This window comes from Polaromonas sp. YR568 (assembly GCF_943369415.1).
In the GTDB taxonomy this organism is placed as follows: domain Bacteria; phylum Pseudomonadota; class Gammaproteobacteria; order Burkholderiales; family Burkholderiaceae_C; genus Polaromonas.
Genome location: NZ_CALRNF020000023.1, coordinates 63,971 through 80,337, shown reverse-complemented (window position 1 = coordinate 80,337; position 16,367 = coordinate 63,971). Strand labels below are relative to the sequence as shown.

Annotated in this window: 18 protein-coding genes; 11 read left to right on the top strand and 7 right to left on the bottom strand. The window is 63.2% G+C overall.

Features of this window, described 5'->3' with window-relative positions:
- Positions 1-4: 4 nt before the first annotated feature.
- A complete protein-coding gene (locus tag ACLV74_RS15440; protein ID WP_411880280.1) occupies positions 5-1,033 on the bottom strand; it encodes an iron ABC transporter substrate-binding protein in 1,029 nt (342 codons plus the stop codon).
- Between the two features lie 266 nt (positions 1,034-1,299).
- Between ACLV74_RS15440 and ACLV74_RS15435 the strand changes: the two genes are divergently transcribed.
- On the top strand, positions 1,300-1,803 hold the full coding sequence (locus ACLV74_RS15435; RefSeq protein WP_411880279.1) for a pyridoxamine 5'-phosphate oxidase family protein: 504 nt from the start codon (positions 1,300-1,302) through the stop codon (positions 1,801-1,803).
- A gap of 14 nt (positions 1,804-1,817) precedes the next feature.
- On the top strand, positions 1,818-2,201 hold the full coding sequence (locus ACLV74_RS15430) for a hypothetical protein (protein ID WP_411880278.1): 384 nt from the start codon (positions 1,818-1,820) through the stop codon (positions 2,199-2,201).
- A gap of 81 nt (positions 2,202-2,282) precedes the next feature.
- On the opposite strand, the gene ACLV74_RS15425 is transcribed toward ACLV74_RS15430, so the two are convergent.
- On the bottom strand, positions 2,283-2,732 hold the full coding sequence (locus ACLV74_RS15425) for a BON domain-containing protein (RefSeq protein WP_411880277.1): 450 nt from the start codon (positions 2,730-2,732) through the stop codon (positions 2,283-2,285).
- 148 nt (positions 2,733-2,880) lie between these two features.
- On the opposite strand from ACLV74_RS15425, the gene ACLV74_RS15420 reads away from it, so the two are divergent.
- Together ACLV74_RS15420 and ACLV74_RS15415 are read left to right on the top strand one after the other, a co-directional pair.
- Entirely contained in the window at positions 2,881-3,174 is a 294-nt protein-coding gene (locus tag ACLV74_RS15420; RefSeq protein WP_411880276.1) for a type II toxin-antitoxin system HigB family toxin, read from the top strand.
- 19 nt (positions 3,175-3,193) lie between these two features.
- Entirely contained in the window at positions 3,194-3,568 is a 375-nt protein-coding gene (locus tag ACLV74_RS15415) for a helix-turn-helix domain-containing protein (protein ID WP_411880275.1), read from the top strand.
- Between the two features lie 99 nt (positions 3,569-3,667).
- Here ACLV74_RS15415 and ACLV74_RS15410 read toward each other — a convergent pair whose 3' ends face one another.
- From ACLV74_RS15410 to ACLV74_RS15390, 5 genes are all read right to left on the bottom strand, one after another.
- On the bottom strand, positions 3,668-6,283 hold the full coding sequence (locus ACLV74_RS15410; protein ID WP_411880274.1) for a bifunctional aconitate hydratase 2/2-methylisocitrate dehydratase: 2,616 nt from the start codon (positions 6,281-6,283) through the stop codon (positions 3,668-3,670).
- A 49-nt stretch (positions 6,284-6,332) separates the two neighbouring features.
- Positions 6,333-6,998, bottom strand: coding sequence for a hypothetical protein (locus ACLV74_RS15405; protein WP_411880273.1), 666 nt, complete (start codon positions 6,996-6,998; stop codon positions 6,333-6,335).
- Positions 6,999-7,028: 30 nt separating this feature from the next.
- A complete protein-coding gene (locus ACLV74_RS15400; RefSeq protein ID WP_411880272.1) occupies positions 7,029-8,018 on the bottom strand; it encodes an HpcH/HpaI aldolase/citrate lyase family protein in 990 nt (329 codons plus the stop codon).
- Between the two features lie 118 nt (positions 8,019-8,136).
- A complete protein-coding gene (gene tam, locus ACLV74_RS15395) occupies positions 8,137-8,916 on the bottom strand; it encodes a trans-aconitate 2-methyltransferase (protein ID WP_411880271.1) in 780 nt (259 codons plus the stop codon).
- A 56-nt stretch (positions 8,917-8,972) separates the two neighbouring features.
- Entirely contained in the window at positions 8,973-9,959 is a 987-nt protein-coding gene (locus ACLV74_RS15390) for a malate dehydrogenase (protein ID WP_411880270.1), read from the bottom strand.
- A 315-nt stretch (positions 9,960-10,274) separates the two neighbouring features.
- Between ACLV74_RS15390 and ACLV74_RS15385 the strand changes: the two genes are divergently transcribed.
- The 7 genes from ACLV74_RS15385 to gltA all read left to right on the top strand — a co-directional run bounded on the left by ACLV74_RS15385 (position 10,275) and on the right by gltA (position 16,323).
- Entirely contained in the window at positions 10,275-11,072 is a 798-nt protein-coding gene (locus ACLV74_RS15385) for a GntR family transcriptional regulator (protein WP_411880269.1), read from the top strand.
- Between the two features lie 121 nt (positions 11,073-11,193).
- Complete coding sequence (gene sdhC / locus ACLV74_RS15380; protein WP_411880268.1) at positions 11,194-11,640, top strand: succinate dehydrogenase, cytochrome b556 subunit; 447 nt, start codon at positions 11,194-11,196, stop codon at positions 11,638-11,640.
- A 19-nt stretch (positions 11,641-11,659) separates the two neighbouring features.
- Positions 11,660-12,025 carry a succinate dehydrogenase, hydrophobic membrane anchor protein gene (gene sdhD / locus ACLV74_RS15375; protein WP_411880267.1) on the top strand — a complete coding sequence of 122 codons (366 nt, stop codon included), beginning with the start codon at positions 11,660-11,662 and terminating at the stop codon, positions 12,023-12,025.
- 53 nt (positions 12,026-12,078) lie between these two features.
- Positions 12,079-13,872, top strand: a complete 1,794-nt coding sequence (sdhA, locus tag ACLV74_RS15370; RefSeq protein ID WP_411880266.1) for a succinate dehydrogenase flavoprotein subunit — start codon at positions 12,079-12,081, stop codon at positions 13,870-13,872.
- Between the two features lie 55 nt (positions 13,873-13,927).
- Complete coding sequence (locus tag ACLV74_RS15365) at positions 13,928-14,632, top strand: succinate dehydrogenase iron-sulfur subunit (protein WP_411880265.1); 705 nt, start codon at positions 13,928-13,930, stop codon at positions 14,630-14,632.
- 22 nt (positions 14,633-14,654) lie between these two features.
- Positions 14,655-14,963, top strand: coding sequence for a succinate dehydrogenase assembly factor 2 (locus ACLV74_RS15360; protein ID WP_411880264.1), 309 nt, complete (start codon positions 14,655-14,657; stop codon positions 14,961-14,963).
- A 49-nt stretch (positions 14,964-15,012) separates the two neighbouring features.
- Positions 15,013-16,323, top strand: coding sequence for a citrate synthase (gene gltA, locus ACLV74_RS15355; RefSeq protein WP_411880263.1), 1,311 nt, complete (start codon positions 15,013-15,015; stop codon positions 16,321-16,323).
- The last annotated feature ends 44 nt before the right edge of the window (positions 16,324-16,367 follow it).

Sequence of the window (16,367 nt, the reverse complement as noted above, 5' to 3'; positions counted from 1 at the left end):
CGCTTTACAGCAGGCCGGCCTGGGTCATCAGGTCGGAGACTTTTTTGCTGTTGAGTTTGGAGGGCTCAACCTTGGGCGCCTGCAGATCGGCCAGCGGCACCAGCTTGGGGTTGGACTGCGCGCCCGTGCCGACGGCGTATTCATAGGCGTCGCCGGTCTTCAAAATTTCCTGGCCGCCCTTGCCGGCGATCCACTTCACGAAAGCCTGGGCTTCGGGCTGGTGCTTGCTGGAGGCCAGTACGCCGCCGCCGGAAATGCTCACAAAAGCGCCAGCATCCTGGTTGCGGAAGTAATGCAGCTGGGCGTTGTTGCTGTTCTCGCCGGTCTTGGCTTGGTCGCCGTAGTAGTAATAGTGGTAGATGATCCCGCCCTCGATCTGGCCGGCGTTGACGGCCTTGAGCACCGTGCCATTGCCTTTGTAGGGTATGGCGTTTTCCTTCATGGCCTTGAGCCAGGCGGCGGTGGCGGCCTCGCCCTTGAGCTCGAGCAGCGCGCTCACGATGGCCTGGAAGTCGGCGCCCGAAGGCGAGGCGGCCCAGCGGCCTTTCCAGGCGGGGGCGGCCAGGTCCAGCATGGACTTGGGCAGCTGGGCCGGCGTGAGCTTGGCCTTGTTGTAGACAAACACGGTGCTGCGCGCGGCGATGCCCGTCCAGCGGCCGTGCGCGGGGCGGAAGTTGGCGGGCACTTCGGACAGCGTGGCGGCGTCCAGCGGCGCGAACAGCCCGGCCGTGTCAACCAGCGCCATGGCGGGCGAATTCTCGGTCAGGAACACGTCGGCGGGCGATGCGGCGCCCTCCTGCACGATCTGGTTGCCCAGTTCGGTGTCGCTGCCGTTGCGCAGCGTGACCTTGATGCCGGTTTCCTTGCTGAAAGCATCAGCCCAGGCCTTGGTGAGGCTGGCGTGCTGCGCGTTGTAGACCACGATGCCTTCGGCCGAGGGTTTGACGCCCTGGGCGGTGGCGGCCAGCGGTGCGGCCAGCAGGCCGGCGGCCAGAGCGACGGCGCCGGCAAGGGATGTGAGGGACAGTTTCATGGAACACCTTTAGGGATGGAGGGGCGGACAGGGGCCGGAAGGGGCTGTGCCTGTAAGCAAGCCGTCATTACAAATGCGAATTACTTGCATTCGTATGGTAACCGCTTCCGCCGTGCCTGGCGTCGTGAAGTGGGTATTCGCTGGTGGCAGGCGGTGAGGCTGTCGGCCCTTGCTGACAGACGGCCGCGACGGCGGCTGAGGCGCCGCGCGCCCGCCCACTTCTAGGATGGAACATAGACGGCACAACAACCCTTCAAGGAGTTCCCATGAGCACACCCAAATCCGACCACGACACGCTGTGGGAACTGATCAAGGACATACGCTTCGGCATGCTGACGCATCGCCATGCCAACGGCATGCTGCATGCCCATCCGCTGACCACGCAGAACCAGTCCATTGACGAGGGCTCGCAGCTGTATTTCTTCATTTCGCGCAAAAGCGAGCTGGCCCAGCGCCTGCAGCAGGACGGCAACGTCAACGTCTCGTACGCGGACCCCGGCGATGACAGCTACGTGTCGCTGTCCGGGCAGGCGGCGATCAGTGAAGACCAGGCCAAAAAAGAGGATCTCTGGTCGCCGGTGGCCCGGGCCTGGTTTCCGGCCGGCGTGAACGACCCGGACCTGGCCTTGCTGGCGGTGCACATTCACCACGCCGAATACTGGGATGTGAAGGAAAGCAAGATGGTGCAGTTGGCCAAGATGGCGAAGGCCGCGCTCACCGGCGAGACGCCTCCGCGGCTGGGCGAGCACAAAGAACTGCACCTGTCCTGAACCGGCACCCATCCATGCCCTTTATCTCCTTCAACAAATCCACCGAACCGGCCGCGCCCGACGACCTTCGCATCAACACCACCGCAGTGCTGTACGTGGAGGCCTCGCGCCCCGACCTGGTCGGCCAGACCACCATCCACATGCTGGGCCAGGGCAGCATGGTCAACGCCGTCACCGAGTCGATAGGCACGGTGGTGGCCTCCATAGGCGGCCTGGTGGCGGTCAAGCGCCACTACCTCGCGCCGCCGCCCGACGACGGCGCAAGCACGGTCTATGTATCGCCGGCCAACGTCAGCCACATCCGCCCCAACCTGCCGCTGTCGCCGGAGTTCTGGTACCTGAAGTTTGTCGACGGTTCGGAGTTGCGCGTGACGGATCCCTTGCCGTTGGAGTTCTGACGAAAATCACGTCCCGAAAAGAAAAGCCCCGCTGTTTCCAGCAGGGCTTTTTTCTTGCAGCAGCCGGCTGCGCGTACCGCTCTATTTTTGGGCGGGCACGTAACGCAAGGGCTCATCGCCCACACGCAAATAATTCACCACGCCCATCACGTCATCGACCAGCCAGACGGCTTTCTCCAGCGCCTCGGACTGCTCGCGCGTCCTGACACAGCCTTTGAGGAACACCAGCCGCCGTTCGCCCTGTATCCAGACGCTGGTGTCGTCAAAACGTCCGTCGAGCTGGATGTACCGCAAAACGCGCGGAATGATTTCGGCGTCGTACAAATACGAGTTGGGCAGCCGGCAACGGCCCACGCGGTAACAGCTGCCGCCGTGCTGCGCCCGCACATGGGCCACGTCGCGCACCTCCTGCCCGGTGTAGAGCGGCCCCTCGGGAACCGGGCACCGGGCAATGGCCGAGGTGACCTGCAGGAAAGGATCGTTGAAGGCGTTGGTGCGCGCCTCCTGGGCGCTGAGGGGCAGGGCTGTCATCAAAATGGCAGACAAGAAGGTGAAAATCAGCTTTTTCATCATCGGTTAATCTTTTCAGCTCACCCGGTGGATGTCAACTGCCAGGAAATCGCATATTTCATCCCGCCGGACAATTGCTCCCAAAATGGGATCATGGTAAAATTTACCGATGCGAATAATTGCCCTGGGCACTCTGCGTGACTTCTGGATCAAACACCCCGACGCGCTGGAGCCGCTGAGCGCCTGGTATGCGATTGTCAGTCGAGTCCGCTGGACATCCCCCGCAGAGGTGAAGTCAGCTTACCGCAGCGCCAGTTTTTTAGCGGGAAACCGGGTGGTCTTCAACATCAAGGGAAACGACTACCGACTTGTGGTGGCGATGCACTACAACCGGCAAATCGCATACATCCGTTTTGTAGGCACTCATCGCCAGTACGACCAGATCGATGCCAGCAAAGTCTGAATTTAAGGTGCAAATCGTTATGAACATCCATCCTATCCACACCAAAGCCCATTACCGCGCTGCGCTGCAACGCATAGACACGGTTTGGGATGCCAAGCCCAAGTCGCCCGAAGCTGACGAGCTGGAGGTGCTAAGCCTGTTGGTCGAAGAATACGAGAAGAAACACATCACTGTGCCCAATGTAGACCCAGTCAGCCTGCTGCTGCATGTGATGGAAGCACGCCAACTCACCCGCAAGGATCTGGAACCTTACATCGGTTCACGCGCTCGTGTGGCCGAAGTGCTTAACCGTGTTCGCCCCCTGTCACTGGAAATGATTCGCCGGCTGTCTGCCGGTCTTGACCTGCCTGCAGACTTGCTGATTGCGGGTTATGAATTGCGGCAGGTAGCTTGACGATTAGCGATTCACCTTTTTGAGGGAGCATGCGGCTTCGAACAAATAAAAAAAGCGGCCCGAAGGCCGCTTTTTCATTGACGTAGCGCGATATGAAGCTCAAGCCGGCACGCCGTCCTTCACAGTGTCGGCCATGTCGGTGTAATCCTTGACCTTGTCGAAGTTCAGGTACTGGTAGACCGTGTCGCTGGCAGCCGTCAGCACGCCCATGTCGGCCATGTATTCGGCCTTGGTCGGGATGCGGCCCAGCTTGGAGCAGATGGCGGCCAGCTCGGCGGAGCCGAGGTAGACGTTGGAGTTCTTGCCCAGGCGGTTGGGGAAGTTGCGGGTGGAGGTGGAGAACACCGTCGCGCCCTCCTTCACCTGCGCCTGGTTGCCCATGCACAGGCTGCAGCCCGGCATTTCCATGCGCGCGCCGGCCGAGCCGAGCACGCCGTAGTGGCCCTCTTCGGTCAGTTGCTTGGCGTCCATCTTGGTCGGCGGCGCCATCCACAGCTTGACGGGAATGTCGCGCTTGTTTTCGAGCAGCTTGGAAGCCGCGCGGAAATGGCCGATGTTGGTCATGCAGCTGCCGATGAAGACTTCGTCGATCTTGCTGCCGGCGACTTCGCTGAGCGTCTTCACGTCGTCGGGGTCGTTCGGGCAGGCCACGATGGGTTCGTGGATGTCGGCCAGGTCGATCTCGATGACGGCGGCGTATTCGGCATCCGCGTCGCCCTTGAGCAGTTGCGGGTCGGCCAGCCAGGCTTCCATGGCCTGGATGCGGCGCTTGATGGTGCGCACGTCCGAGTAGCCCGTCGCGATCATCCATTTCAGCATCGTGATGTTGCTGTTGATGTACTCGATGATGGGTTCCTTGTTCAGGTGCACCGTGCAGCCGCCTGCGGAACGCTCGGCGGAGGCATCGCTCAATTCAAACGCCTGTTCCACCTTGAGATCGGGCAAGCCTTCGATTTCCAGGATGCGGCCCGAAAAGATGTTCTTCTTGCCCTGCTTGGCAACCGTCAGCAGGCCGGCCTTGATGGCGTACAGCGGGATGGCGTTGACCAGGTCGCGCAGCGTGATGCCGGGCTGCATTTCGCCCTTGAAGCGCACCAGCACCGACTCAGGCATGTCCAGCGGCATGACGCCGGTGGCGGCGCCGAAGGCCACCAGGCCGGAGCCCGCGGGGAAGCTGATGCCGATGGGGAAACGCGTGTGGCTGTCGCCGCCGGTGCCGACGGTGTCGGGCAGCAGCATGCGGTTGAGCCAGCTGTGGATGATGCCGTCGCCGGGACGCAGCGAGATGCCGCCGCGGGTGCTGATGAAGTCGGGCAGCTCGTGGTGCATCTTCACGTCGACGGGCTTGGGATAAGCCGCCGTGTGGCAGAAGGACTGCATGACCAGGTCGGAGCTGAAGCCCAGGCAGGCCAGGTCTTTCAGTTCGTCGCGCGTCATCGGGCCGGTGGTGTCCTGCGAGCCGACCGAGGTCATCTTGGGTTCGCAATAGGTGCCGGGGCGAACGCCCTGGCCTTCAGGCAGGCCGACGGCGCGGCCGACCATTTTCTGCGCCAGCGTGAAGCCGCGGCCGTTGTCCTCAGGGCTGACGGGCAGGCGGAACTGGGTGGACAGCGGCAGGCCCAGCGCAAAGCGCGCCTTGGCCGTCAGGCCGCGGCCGACGATCAGCGGGATGCGGCCGCCGGCGCGCACTTCGTCGAACAGCACGTCGCTCTTGAGCTTGAACTCGGCGATCACCTTGCCGTCCTTGAGCGCCTTGCCGTCGTAAGGGCGCAGTTCGATCACGTCGCCCATGGCCATCTGGCTCACGTCGAGTTCGATCGGCAGCGCGCCCGAGTCTTCCATGGTGTTGTAGAAAATCGGGGCGATCTTGCCACCCAGGCAGACGCCGCCGAAACGCTTGTTCGGAACGAAAGGAATGTCCTGGCCCGTCCACCACAGCACGGAGTTGGTGGCCGACTTGCGCGAGGAACCGGTGCCGACCACGTCGCCGACGTAGGCCACGAGGTTGCCTTTGGCCTTGAGTTCTTCAATGAACTTGACCGGGCCGCGCTTGCCGTCTTCTTCCGGCGTGACGCCGGGACGCGCATTCTTATGCATCGCGATGGCGTGCAGCGGGATGTCGGGGCGGCTCCAGGCGTCGGGTGCGGGCGAGAGGTCGTCGGTGTTGATTTCACCGGCCACCTTGAAGACGGTCAGCTTGATCGATTCCGGCACTTCAGGGCGGCTGGTGAACCACTCGGCATCGGCCCAGCTTTGCAGCACGGCCTTGGCGTATTTGTTGCCCTTTTCGGCTTTTTCCTGGACGTCATGGAACTGGTCGAACATCAGCAAGGTGTTCTTCAGGCCGCTGGCGGCCTGCGTGGCGACGCTGTCTTCCGCGTCGTCGAGCAGCGCAACCATGGGGCTGATGTTGTAGCCGCCCAGCATGGTGCCCAGCAACTGCGTGGCTTTTTCGCGCGAGATCAGTTCGCACTTTTCGGTGCCGTGGGCCACGGCCGCCAGGTAGCTGGCCTTGACCTTGGCTGCGTCGTCGACGCCTGCCGGGACGCGGTGGGTGATCAGGTCGACGAGGAAGGCCTCTTCGCCCTTGGGCGGGTTCTTCAGCAGCTCGATGACTTCGCCGGTCTGCTTGGCGGACAGCGGCAGTGGCGGGATGCCGATGACAGCGCGCTCGGCGACGTGGTTGCGGTAGGTTTGCAAGAACTCGGATGACATGCTGCTTACTCCTGTAGTCAAAATCGTGGGTATTAAAAAATGGCTTGTTTTATTTGGAAGGCGAGGCGGGCTGCTCGGCACCGGGTGCGGCTGTAGCGGCGGCCACGGGCTTGGGCGCATCCAGCACGCTGGCGGGCGGGTTCAGCTTGATGGCTTCGGCCACTTTCATTTGCGCCGGGCTCATGCAATCGTCGGCCAGGCGCATGCCCAGTTTCTGGTTCATCAGCATGGACTTGTTGGGCAGTTGCAGCCAGACGGCGCCGGCCTTCTGGTCTTCCAGGCGAATCGCGCCGGTGGTGGTGGCCACGGGGAACATGCGGTACTTGAAGTTTTTGCCGTTCACGTCGAAGTAGCCGGCGTTCTTGGCGTCGGCGGTCACGTTGACCGAGGAGCCCAGCTCGCACGGCAGGTTGCCGACGTGCACGCGCTCGGCGATGGCCAGTTCGGCCGGCGACATCGCGGCTTCGGCGGCCTCAATACCGGCGGCCACGTTCTTGGCGGCACTCTTGAGGTTGGTGCGGCTGGACGGGTTGACGACGGGCTGCTTCTTGACGGCGGGCTTTGCCGCTGGTTTGGCGGCGGGCGTGGCCGGCTTGGCGGCCGCGGCCTTGGCAGGGGCTGCGGGAGCGGCCGTCTGGGCCACGGCCAGGCCGGAAGCGGTCAACAGAACGGCGGTAGCCAGGGTTCCGGCAAAAGAAGTGCTGAAGTTTTTCATGGGGGGCTTTCGTGCGGTGATGGTTGGCGTTCAATGAAGCGTGGTCGGCTGGAAATAAAGTTGCGCCTCGGGGGGAAGCGCCCGGCCGGTCTGGTGCGCGCGCTCCAGGACCTGCCAGAAATAGCGGTAACTCGCGCGGTCGTGCAGCTTACCGTCAAAGCTGATGGGGGCCCAGTCTGCGCTGGCTGCGGCGGTGATGATTTTTGCCGCGTCCTCGATCTCGCCTTCACCGGGTGCGAAAGCCTCCAGGATGGGACGGATCTGGTTCGGGTGGATGCTCCACATCCGGGTGTAGCCCAGTTCGCGGGCGGCATGGCGTGCGGCGGCGGTCATGGCGTCAATGTCCTTGAACTCCGTGACAACACAATGCGAGGGCACCTTGCCGTAGGCATGGCAGGCCGACGCGATTTCGAGCTTGGCGCGCAGCACCAGCGGGTGCGTGAACTGGCCCCGGCTGCTCATGCCGCCGGCCGGAATCGCGCCCGCGTGGGCCGACACAAAATCCATGAGCCCGAAGCTCAGCGACTGCACGCGCGGGTGCGCGGCGATTTCAAAGGCGTTGTGCACCGCAAGCGGCGACTCGATCAGCACGTGCAGCGGCAAGTCGCCGGCGGATGCGGCCAGCAGCGCCTTTTCGGCACGAATGACATCAGCCACCGACTCGACCTTGGGAACCATGATGTGCGACAGGTGGCGCGCCAGCTTGCCGGCGATGACCGCCATGTCGGCATCAAAGGCCGGATGGTCCACCGCATGCACGCGCACGGCAACACGCGCCTTGTCGCTGGCGAGGGCCGCCAGCGCCACCACCATGGCGGCATGGTCGGCCTCTCCGCCCACGGGCGCGCCGTCTTCGCAGTCCAGCGTCACATCGAATACACAGGCGCCGAATTCCTCGATCATCTCGGCCTGCAACTGCAGGCTTTTGCGCATGCGCGCCTCAACGCCGCTGTAGTGGTCGCAGACGGGCAACACAACGGCCCCCGCTTGCGCGCCCAGAAGTACCTCGCGGGGATTCACAGAGAAACCCCCTTCAAGCAGGGGCCGCGGAACCGGCTTTGCCGGGCCGCAGGCGCAGCGCACCATCCGTGAGGAGAGGGGCAGCGCGCCGCAGGCCCGAAGTGATAAGCGTGGGGGCTCATTTCTGCGCCACGATGAACATGCGGGGAAATGCAAGCAGCCGTTTTCCGTCGCTGCGCGGCGTATAGGCTTTGTCGACGCGTCGTTCGTATTCCGCAAGGTAACTCGCCTGCAGGTCCGGCGGGAGGCGGTCCACAAAAGGCTTGAGGCCGGTCGCGCGCACCCATTCCACAATCGCTGCAGCGGAATCCATCGGGTGCTGGTAGGCCGTGCGCCAGACGTCGACGTGCGCTGCCTCGGCGGCCAGCAGGTCGTAATAACGGTCTATGGAAAACAGCTCGGTGCGCAGCTTTGAATAATCACCAATCGCCTCGGTCCACGGCGCTTCGGACGCCAACTCGCGCATCAGGCGGTGCGTAGGCTCGTCACGGTTGTCGGGCATCTGGATAGCCAGCACGCCGCCGGGCGCCAGCGCGGCGAACAGCCGCGGGATCAGCCTGGCGTGGTCGGGCACCCATTGCAGGGCCGCATTCGCATAAATCAGCTGGGGTGCGGCATCGCCGGATGCGGGCTGCCAATCGGCGATGTCGCTCAACGCGAAACGCGAGGCCGGCAAACGCTTGCGCGCGCTGGCCAGCATGGCTTCGGAGTTGTCTGTGCCCGTGACCACGGCGCCGGGAAAGCGTCGGACCAGCAACTCGGTGGAGTTGCCGGGGCCGCAGCCCAGGTCGAACACGCTGGCCGCCTGCGCGAGCGGAACACGCGCCAGCAACTCCTGGGCCGGGCGCGTGCGCTCGTCCTCATAGCGGCTGTAGAGTGCGGGGTTCCAGTCGCTCATGGGTGACGGCGGTGGTGTGCGGGCAAGGTGCTGGGCGGCCTCGTACTGCGTGCTGATTACAGGAGGTGCTTGACGCCGTCCTGCTCACCCTTGAGTTCGTCCAGCGTCTTGTTGATGCGTTCCTGGCTGAAGGCGTCGATTTCCAGGCCTTCGACGAGTTTGTATTCGCCGTTCTCGCAGGTCACGGGGAAACCGAACATGATGTCCTTGGGAATGCCGTACTGGCCGTCCGACGGGATGCCCATGGTGACCCACTTGCCGTTGGTGCCCAGCGCCCAGTCGCGCATGTGGTCGATGGCGGCGTTGGCGGCCGACGCTGCCGAGGACAGGCCGCGCGCTTCAATGATGGCGGCGCCGCGCTTGCCGACGGTGGGCAGGAACACGTTGGCATTCCATTCCTGGTCGTTGATCATCTTGGCGACGCTTTCGCCCTTGATGGTGGCAAAACGGTAGTCGGCGTACATCGTGGGCGAGTGGTTGCCCCAGACGGTGAGTTTTTCGATGTCGGCCACCGGCTTGCCGGTCTTGGCGGCGATCTGGCTGGCGGCGCGGTTGTGATCCAGGCGCAGCATGGCGGTGAAGTTCTTGCGCGGAAGGTCGGGCGCGCTCTTCATGGCGATGTAGGCATTGGTGTTGGCGGGGTTGCCGACCACCAGCACCTTGACGTTGCGGCTGGCGACGGCGTTGAGCGCCTTGCCCTGCGCCGTGAAGATGGCGCCGTTGACGGCCAGCAGTTCGGCGCGTTCCATGCCGGGGCCGCGCGGGCGCGAACCGACCAGCAGCGCGTAGTCGGCATCCTTGAAGGCGGTCATCGGGTCGCTGTGCGCTTCCATGCCGACCAGCAGCGGGAAGGCGCAGTCGTCGAGTTCCATCATCACGCCCTTGAGCGCTTTTTGCGGGCCCTCAACAGGCACTTCAAGCAATTGCAGGATGACGGGCTGGTCCTTGCCGAGCATCTCGCCGGAGGCAATACGGAACAGCAGTGCGTAACCGATTTGGCCAGCTGCACCGGTGACTGCAACACGGACGGGTTTTTTGCTCATGATTGAGGGCTCCAGGAAAGTTAAGAATCGGTTGGCTGAGGATGTGATGTGAGATGTCTGGCGCGAGCCTGGGATATTCGGAGATGGTTCGGACGGGGCGCTTCGCCCCACAAAATCACCGCAAAACGGCAGGCCATGCACTGGCTCAGCCAAAGATTTTACGCTTGAAAAGCGACGGGCGTCAATTTGTCTTATGTCTTATATAAGATATGATTCAGGCCTGATTCGGACTTTTTCCAGGTTGCCGCGCGCCTGCCGCGGCGCCGCTCGCAACCCGCTTTAATCCACCGCTAACTGCTGCTAACCTGCTGCCCCATGGCCATCAATCCGTCCTCATTGACCGACAGCGCCGCCCTCGCCGGCGATGCCGGCGCGGTAACGGGCGTGGCACCGGCCTTCAGCCCGCTCTACCAGCAGATCAAGGTGCTGATCCTGCAAAGCCTGCAGGCGGGCGAATGGAAACCGGGTGAAGCCATTCCCAGCGAAATGGATTTGGCCGCGCGATTTCGCGTGAGCCAGGGCACGGTGCGCAAGGCGATCGACGAGCTGGCCGCCGAGAACCTGGTGGTGCGCCGCCAGGGCAAGGGCACTTTTGTGGCCACGCATGCCGAGCAGCACGTGCAGTACCGCTTCCTGCGCCTCATGCCCGACAGCGGCGACACCACCAGCGAAGGCCCGGCCGAGCGGCAGATCATCGATTGCAGGCGCCTGCGCGCGCCGGCCGACATCGCGCGCCCGCTGTCGCTGCGCGCCGGCGACGCCGTGCTGCAGTTGCGCCGCGTGCTGGCCTTCCAGGGCACGCCGACGATTCTTGAAGACGTGTGGCTGCCCGGCGGCCCGTTCAAGGGCCTGACCGCCGAGCGGCTGGCCACGCACCGCGGCCCCATGTATGCGCTGTTTGAAACCGAATTCGGCGTGCGCATGGTGCGCGCCGAGGAAAAAATCCGCGCCGTCGCGGCCGACGAAGCGTCCGCGGCGCTGCTCGGCGTGGCCGTAGGCGAGCCTTTGCTCAGCGTGGAGCGCACCGCCTACACCTACAACGACCTGCCCATGGAATTGCGCCGGGGCCTGTACCGCACCGACACCCATCACTACAAGAACGACCTTAGTTGACGGGAACCCTCAGGAAGCTGACAAGGTTTGTGAGCGCATTGCTGCGTTGCAATAGAATCCGGCTGTTTAGCTGTAATTGCATTCCCGGTTCCCACCCAGTTACACCCACGAAAGCCTAAAAATGACAGAGCTGGCATCCAAACAGCGTCCCAAGCGGCCCGAGTTCCGCAACATCAACGCCCTCACCGACCTTCCCTCCTACCGCCTTCCGCTCGCAGGCATCGTCTCCATCCTCCATCGCATCAGCGGCTTCATCATGTTTTTGCTGATGCCCTTCATCATCTGGATGCTGGACACCTCGATCTCTTCGGAAATCTCTTTCGAAAAATTCAAGGCCGCCTTCAACATCGGCATGCTGGGCCTGCCCGGCATCATCTGGAAGCTGGTCGCACTGGCCCTGATCTGGGCCTACCTGCACCACTTCATCGCCGGCCTGCGCCACCTCTGGATGGACGTCAGCCACGCCGCCGTCAGCAAGGAATTCGGCAAGTCCTCGGCGCTCTTCACGCTGGTCGTGAGCGTGGCCCTGACGCTCATCCTGGGCGCCAAGCTGTTCGGCTTTTACTGATCTGAAGGAGCACAAAAAAATGGCAGTTAACTACGGCTCCAAGCGCATCGTTGTCGGTGCCCACTACGGCTTGCGCGACTGGCTCGCGCAGCGCATCACGGCCGCCCTGATGGCCCTCTTCACCGTGCTGCTGCTGGCCCAGGTCATGCTCAGCAAAGGCCCCATCGGCTACGACAAATGGGCCGGCATCTTCTCGTCGCAATGGATGAAAGTGCTGACCTTCACCGTCATCATCGCCCTGCTCTACCACGTGTGGGTCGGCATGCGCGACATCTGGATGGACTACATCAAGCCGGTCTCCGTCAAGCTCGTGCTGAATGTTTTCACGATTGTCTGGCTGGTGGCTTGCGCCGGCTGGGGCATCCAGGTCCTGTGGCGTCTCTGACGCGCCGCTGACACCGCAGACCCGACAAGAAGACCGACACCCCACAAAAAATCATGACAGCAACATCCAATCTCCCCAAGCGCAAATTTGACGTCGTCATCGTCGGTGCAGGCGGCTCCGGCATGCGCGCATCGCTGCAACTGGCGCGCGCCGGCCTCAACGTGGCCGTGCTCTCCAAGGTGTTCCCCACGCGCTCGCACACCGTCGCGGCCCAGGGCGGCATAGGCGCCTCGCTCGGCAACATGAGCGAAGACAACTGGCACTACCACTTCTACGACACCGTCAAGGGCTCCGACTGGCTCGGCGACCAGGACGCGATTGAATACATGTGCCGCGAAGCGCCCAAGGTCGTGTACGACCTCGAGCACATGGGCATGCCCTTCGACCGCAACCCCGACGGCACGATTTACCAGCGCCCCTTCGGCGGCCACACCGCCAACTACGGCGAAAAGCCCGTGCAGCGCGCCTGCGCCGCGGCCGACCGCACCGGCCACGCCATGCTGCACACGCTGTACCAGCAGAACGTCAAGGAAAAAACCAGCTTCTTCGTCGAGTGGATGGCGCTGGACCTGATCCGCGACGCCGCCGGTGACGTGGTGGGCGTGACCGCGCTCGAAATGGAAACCGGCGACGTTCACATTTTTGAAGCCAAGACCACGCTGCTGGCCACCGGCGGCGCCGGCCGCATCTTTGCCGCATCGACCAACGCTTTCATCAACACCGGCGACGGCCTGGGCATGGCCGCGCGCGCAGGTATCCCGCTGGAAGACATGGAGTTCTGGCAGTTCCACCCGACCGGCGTGGCCGGCGCCGGCGTGCTGCTGACCGAAGGCTGCCGCGGCGAAGGCGCGATTTTGCGCAACAGCAACGGCGAACGTTTCATGGAGCGCTATGCGCCCACGTTGAAGGATCTGGCGCCGCGCGATTTCGTCTCGCGCTCCATGGACCAGGAAATCAAGGAAGGCCGCGGCTGCGGCCCCAACAAGGACTACATCCTGCTGGACATGACCCACCTGGGCGTGGACGCCATCATGAAGCGCCTGCCTTCGGTGTTCGAGATCGGCCACAACTTCGCCAACGTCGACATCACCAAGGAACCGATTCCCGTGGTGCCCACCATCCACTACCAGATGGGCGGCATCCCGACCAACATCCACGGCCAGGTCGTCACGCAGGACGCCAACAACCAGAGCCAGGTTGTCAACGGCCTTTACGCGGTGGGCGAATGCTCCTGCGTCAGCGTGCACGGCGCCAACCGCCTGGGCACCAACTCGCTGCTGGACCTGCTGGTCTTCGGCAAGGCCGCCGGCAACCACATCGTCGAGTTCGCCAAGACCACCACACACAAGCCGCTGCCGGCTGACGCCGCCGACAAGACCCTGGCCCGCATCGCGCGCCTGGACAACGCGACCGACGGCGAATATGCGCAAGACGTGGCCAACGACCTGCGCGCCGCCATGCAGCAGCACGCCGGCGTGTTCCGCACGCAAGCCATCATGGACGAAGGCGTGGCCAAGATCGCCGCGCTGCGTAGCCGCGTCAACAGCATAGGCCTCAAGGACAAGTCCAGGATCTTCAACACCGCGCGCATCGAGGCGCTGGAAGTCGAGAACCTGATCGAGGCCGCGGAGGCCACCATCGTGTCGGCCGCCGCCCGCAAGGAAAGCCGCGGCGCGCACTCGGTCGACGACTACGGCGACACGCCCGAGCACCCGAACGGCCGCAACGACACTGAATGGCACAAGCACACGCTGTGGTACAGCGAAGGCAGCCGCCTGGCCTACAAGCCTGTGCAGATGAAGCCCCTGACCGTCGAGTCCGTGCCGCTGAAGACGCGCACGTTCTGACCACTTACAAAAACAAGCACTGCCGGCCTGCGACCCCACAAGAAGCGAGAACCCCATGACCAAACGCACCTTCAAGATCTACCGCTACGACCCGGACACCGACGCCAAGCCCTACATGCAGACCATCGAGGTCGAACTCGACGGCCATGAGCGCATGCTGCTGGACGCGCTGATGAAGCTCAAGGCACAGGACCCGTCCATCAGTTTCCGCCGCTCCTGCCGCGAAGGGGTCTGCGGCTCGGACGCGATGAACATCAACGGCAAGAACGGCCTGGCCTGCCTGACCAACATGCTGACCTTGAAGGGCGACATCGTGTTGAAGCCCCTGCCCGGCCTGCCCGTGGTGCGCGACCTGATCGTCGACATGACGCAGTTCTTCAAGCAGTACAACTCGATCAAGCCCTACCTGATCAACGACAACGTGCCGCCAGAGAAGGAACGCCTGCAGAGCCCCGAAGAGCGCGACGAGCTCAACGGCCTCTACGAGTGCATCCTGTGCGCCAGCTGCTCCACTTCCTGCCCCAGCTTCTGGTGGAACCCCGACAAGTTCGTCGGCCCGGCCGGCCTGCTGCAGGCCTACCGCTTCATCGCCGACAGCCGTGACGAAGCCACCGCCGAACGCCTGGACAACCTGGAAGACCCGTACCGCCTGTTCCGCTGCCACACCATCATGAACTGCGTCGACGTCTGCCCCAAGGGCCTGAACCCGACGAAAGCCATCGGCAAGATCAAGGAGATGATGGTCCTCAGAGCAGTCTGATACCGTCTGGCCGACAATAATCATGGAAACCGCCGACGCCCTGCTCGACGAGCGCGCCCTGAGCAAGCTCAAGTGGCGCTGCCGGCGCGGCCTGCTTGAGAACGACCTGCTGATCGAACGCTTCTTCCGGGGTCACGAAGCCACGCTCACCGTCAGGCAGGCAAAAGGGTTGAATGATTTAATGGATTTGTCCGACAACGACTTGCTGGACCTGCTGTTAAAACGAAAAGACGCCACCCAACTGCCCGATGAAGCGGCCAAGGCAAGCGCCTCTACTTCCGAAGCCCATGAAGTTTTAAAGTTGCTGCAGCCCGCAGCGCCGGCCCCGTGATTGCATGCCGTCCCCAATTTCACACTGATACGAAAGAAAGAAGCAAGAAATGAAGCTAGCTGACAACAAAGCCACCCTGTCCTTCAGCAACGGCAGCCCCAGCATCGACCTGCCGGTGTACCAGGGCAATGTCGGCCCGGACGTCGTCGACATCCGAAAGCTCTATGCCCAGACCGGCATGTTCACCTATGACCCCGGTTTCCTGTCGACTGCGGCCTGCCAGTCGGCGATCACTTACATCGACGGCGACAAGGGCGAGTTGCTGTACCGCGGCTACCCCATCGAGCAGCTGGCCACCAACTGCGACTACATGGAAACCTGCCACCTGCTGCTGTACGGAGAGCTGCCCGACGTAGCGCAGAAATCCGACTTCGTGCACCGCGTGACCAACCACACCATGGTCAACGAGCAGATGCAGTTCTTCCTGCGCGGCTTCCGCCGTGACGCGCACCCGATGGCCATCATGACCGGCCTGGTCGGCGCCCTGTCGGCCTTCTACCATGACAGCACCGACATCACCAACCCGGAACACCGCGACATCTCGGCCATCCGCCTGATCGCCAAGATGCCGACCCTGGTTTCCATGGCCTACAAGTACACCGTGGGCCAGCCCTACATGTACCCCAAGAACAACCTGAGCTACGCCGGCAACTTCCTGCACATGATGTTCGCCACGCCGTGCGAAGAGTACAAGGTCAACCCGGTGCTCGAGCGCGCGCTGGACCGCATCTTCATCCTGCACGCAGACCACGAGCAAAACGCTTCGACCTCCACCGTTCGCCTGTGCGGCTCCTCCGGCACCAACCCCTTCGCCGCCATCGCGGCCGGTGTGGCCTGCCTCTGGGGCCCGGCCCACGGCGGCGCCAATGAAGCAGCCCTCAACATGCTGGGCGACATCCAGAAGCAGGGCGGCGTCGAGAAAATCGGCGAATTCATCAAGCAGGTCAAGGACAAGAGCTCCGGCGTCAAGCTGATGGGTTTCGGCCACCGCGTCTACAAGAACTACGACCCGCGCGCCAAGCTCATGCAGGAAACCTGCAAGGAAGTGCTGAAAGAGATGGGCCTGGAAAACGACCCGCTGTTCAAGCTGGCCATGGCCCTGGAAAAGATCGCCCTCGAAGACGACTACTTCGTCTCGCGCAAGCTCTACCCTAACGTCGACTTCTACTCCGGCATCGTGCAGCGCGCCATCGGCATCCCCGTGCCGCTGTTCACCGCCGTGTTCGCGCTGGCCCGCACGGTAGGCTGGATCGCCCAGCTCAATGAAATGATCGGCGACCCCGAGTACAAGATCGGCCGTCCGCGCCAGCTGTTCACCGGCTCGACGACCCGCCAGGTCAAGCCGCTCGACAAGCGCTGATCAGACCGGCAACCCACGAAAAAGCCCGCTTGTGCGGGCTTTTT

Bases quoted from the DNA above. Each gene is read 5' to 3' on its own strand.
- ACLV74_RS15440 (WP_411880280.1), bottom strand. From the start codon at position 1,033: ATGAAACTGTCCCTCACATCCCTTGCCGGCGCCGTCGCTCTGGCCGCC.
- ACLV74_RS15435 (WP_411880279.1), top strand. From the start codon at position 1,300: ATGAGCACACCCAAATCCGACCACGACACGCTGTGGGAACTGATCAAG.
- ACLV74_RS15430 (WP_411880278.1), top strand. From the start codon at position 1,818: ATGCCCTTTATCTCCTTCAACAAATCCACCGAACCGGCCGCGCCCGAC.
- ACLV74_RS15425 (WP_411880277.1), bottom strand. From the start codon at position 2,732: ATGACAGCCCTGCCCCTCAGCGCCCAGGAGGCGCGCACCAACGCCTTC.
- ACLV74_RS15420 (WP_411880276.1), top strand. From the start codon at position 2,881: ATGCGAATAATTGCCCTGGGCACTCTGCGTGACTTCTGGATCAAACAC.
- ACLV74_RS15415 (WP_411880275.1), top strand. From the start codon at position 3,194: ATGAACATCCATCCTATCCACACCAAAGCCCATTACCGCGCTGCGCTG.
- ACLV74_RS15410 (WP_411880274.1), bottom strand. From the start codon at position 6,283: ATGTCATCCGAGTTCTTGCAAACCTACCGCAACCACGTCGCCGAGCGC.
- ACLV74_RS15405 (WP_411880273.1), bottom strand. From the start codon at position 6,998: ATGAAAAACTTCAGCACTTCTTTTGCCGGAACCCTGGCTACCGCCGTT.
- tam (WP_411880271.1), bottom strand. From the start codon at position 8,916: ATGAGCGACTGGAACCCCGCACTCTACAGCCGCTATGAGGACGAGCGC.
- ACLV74_RS15390 (WP_411880270.1), bottom strand. From the start codon at position 9,959: ATGAGCAAAAAACCCGTCCGTGTTGCAGTCACCGGTGCAGCTGGCCAA.
- ACLV74_RS15385 (WP_411880269.1), top strand. From the start codon at position 10,275: ATGGCCATCAATCCGTCCTCATTGACCGACAGCGCCGCCCTCGCCGGC.
- sdhC (WP_411880268.1), top strand. From the start codon at position 11,194: ATGACAGAGCTGGCATCCAAACAGCGTCCCAAGCGGCCCGAGTTCCGC.
- sdhD (WP_411880267.1), top strand. From the start codon at position 11,660: ATGGCAGTTAACTACGGCTCCAAGCGCATCGTTGTCGGTGCCCACTAC.
- sdhA (WP_411880266.1), top strand. From the start codon at position 12,079: ATGACAGCAACATCCAATCTCCCCAAGCGCAAATTTGACGTCGTCATC.
- ACLV74_RS15365 (WP_411880265.1), top strand. From the start codon at position 13,928: ATGACCAAACGCACCTTCAAGATCTACCGCTACGACCCGGACACCGAC.
- ACLV74_RS15360 (WP_411880264.1), top strand. From the start codon at position 14,655: ATGGAAACCGCCGACGCCCTGCTCGACGAGCGCGCCCTGAGCAAGCTC.
- gltA (WP_411880263.1), top strand. From the start codon at position 15,013: ATGAAGCTAGCTGACAACAAAGCCACCCTGTCCTTCAGCAACGGCAGC.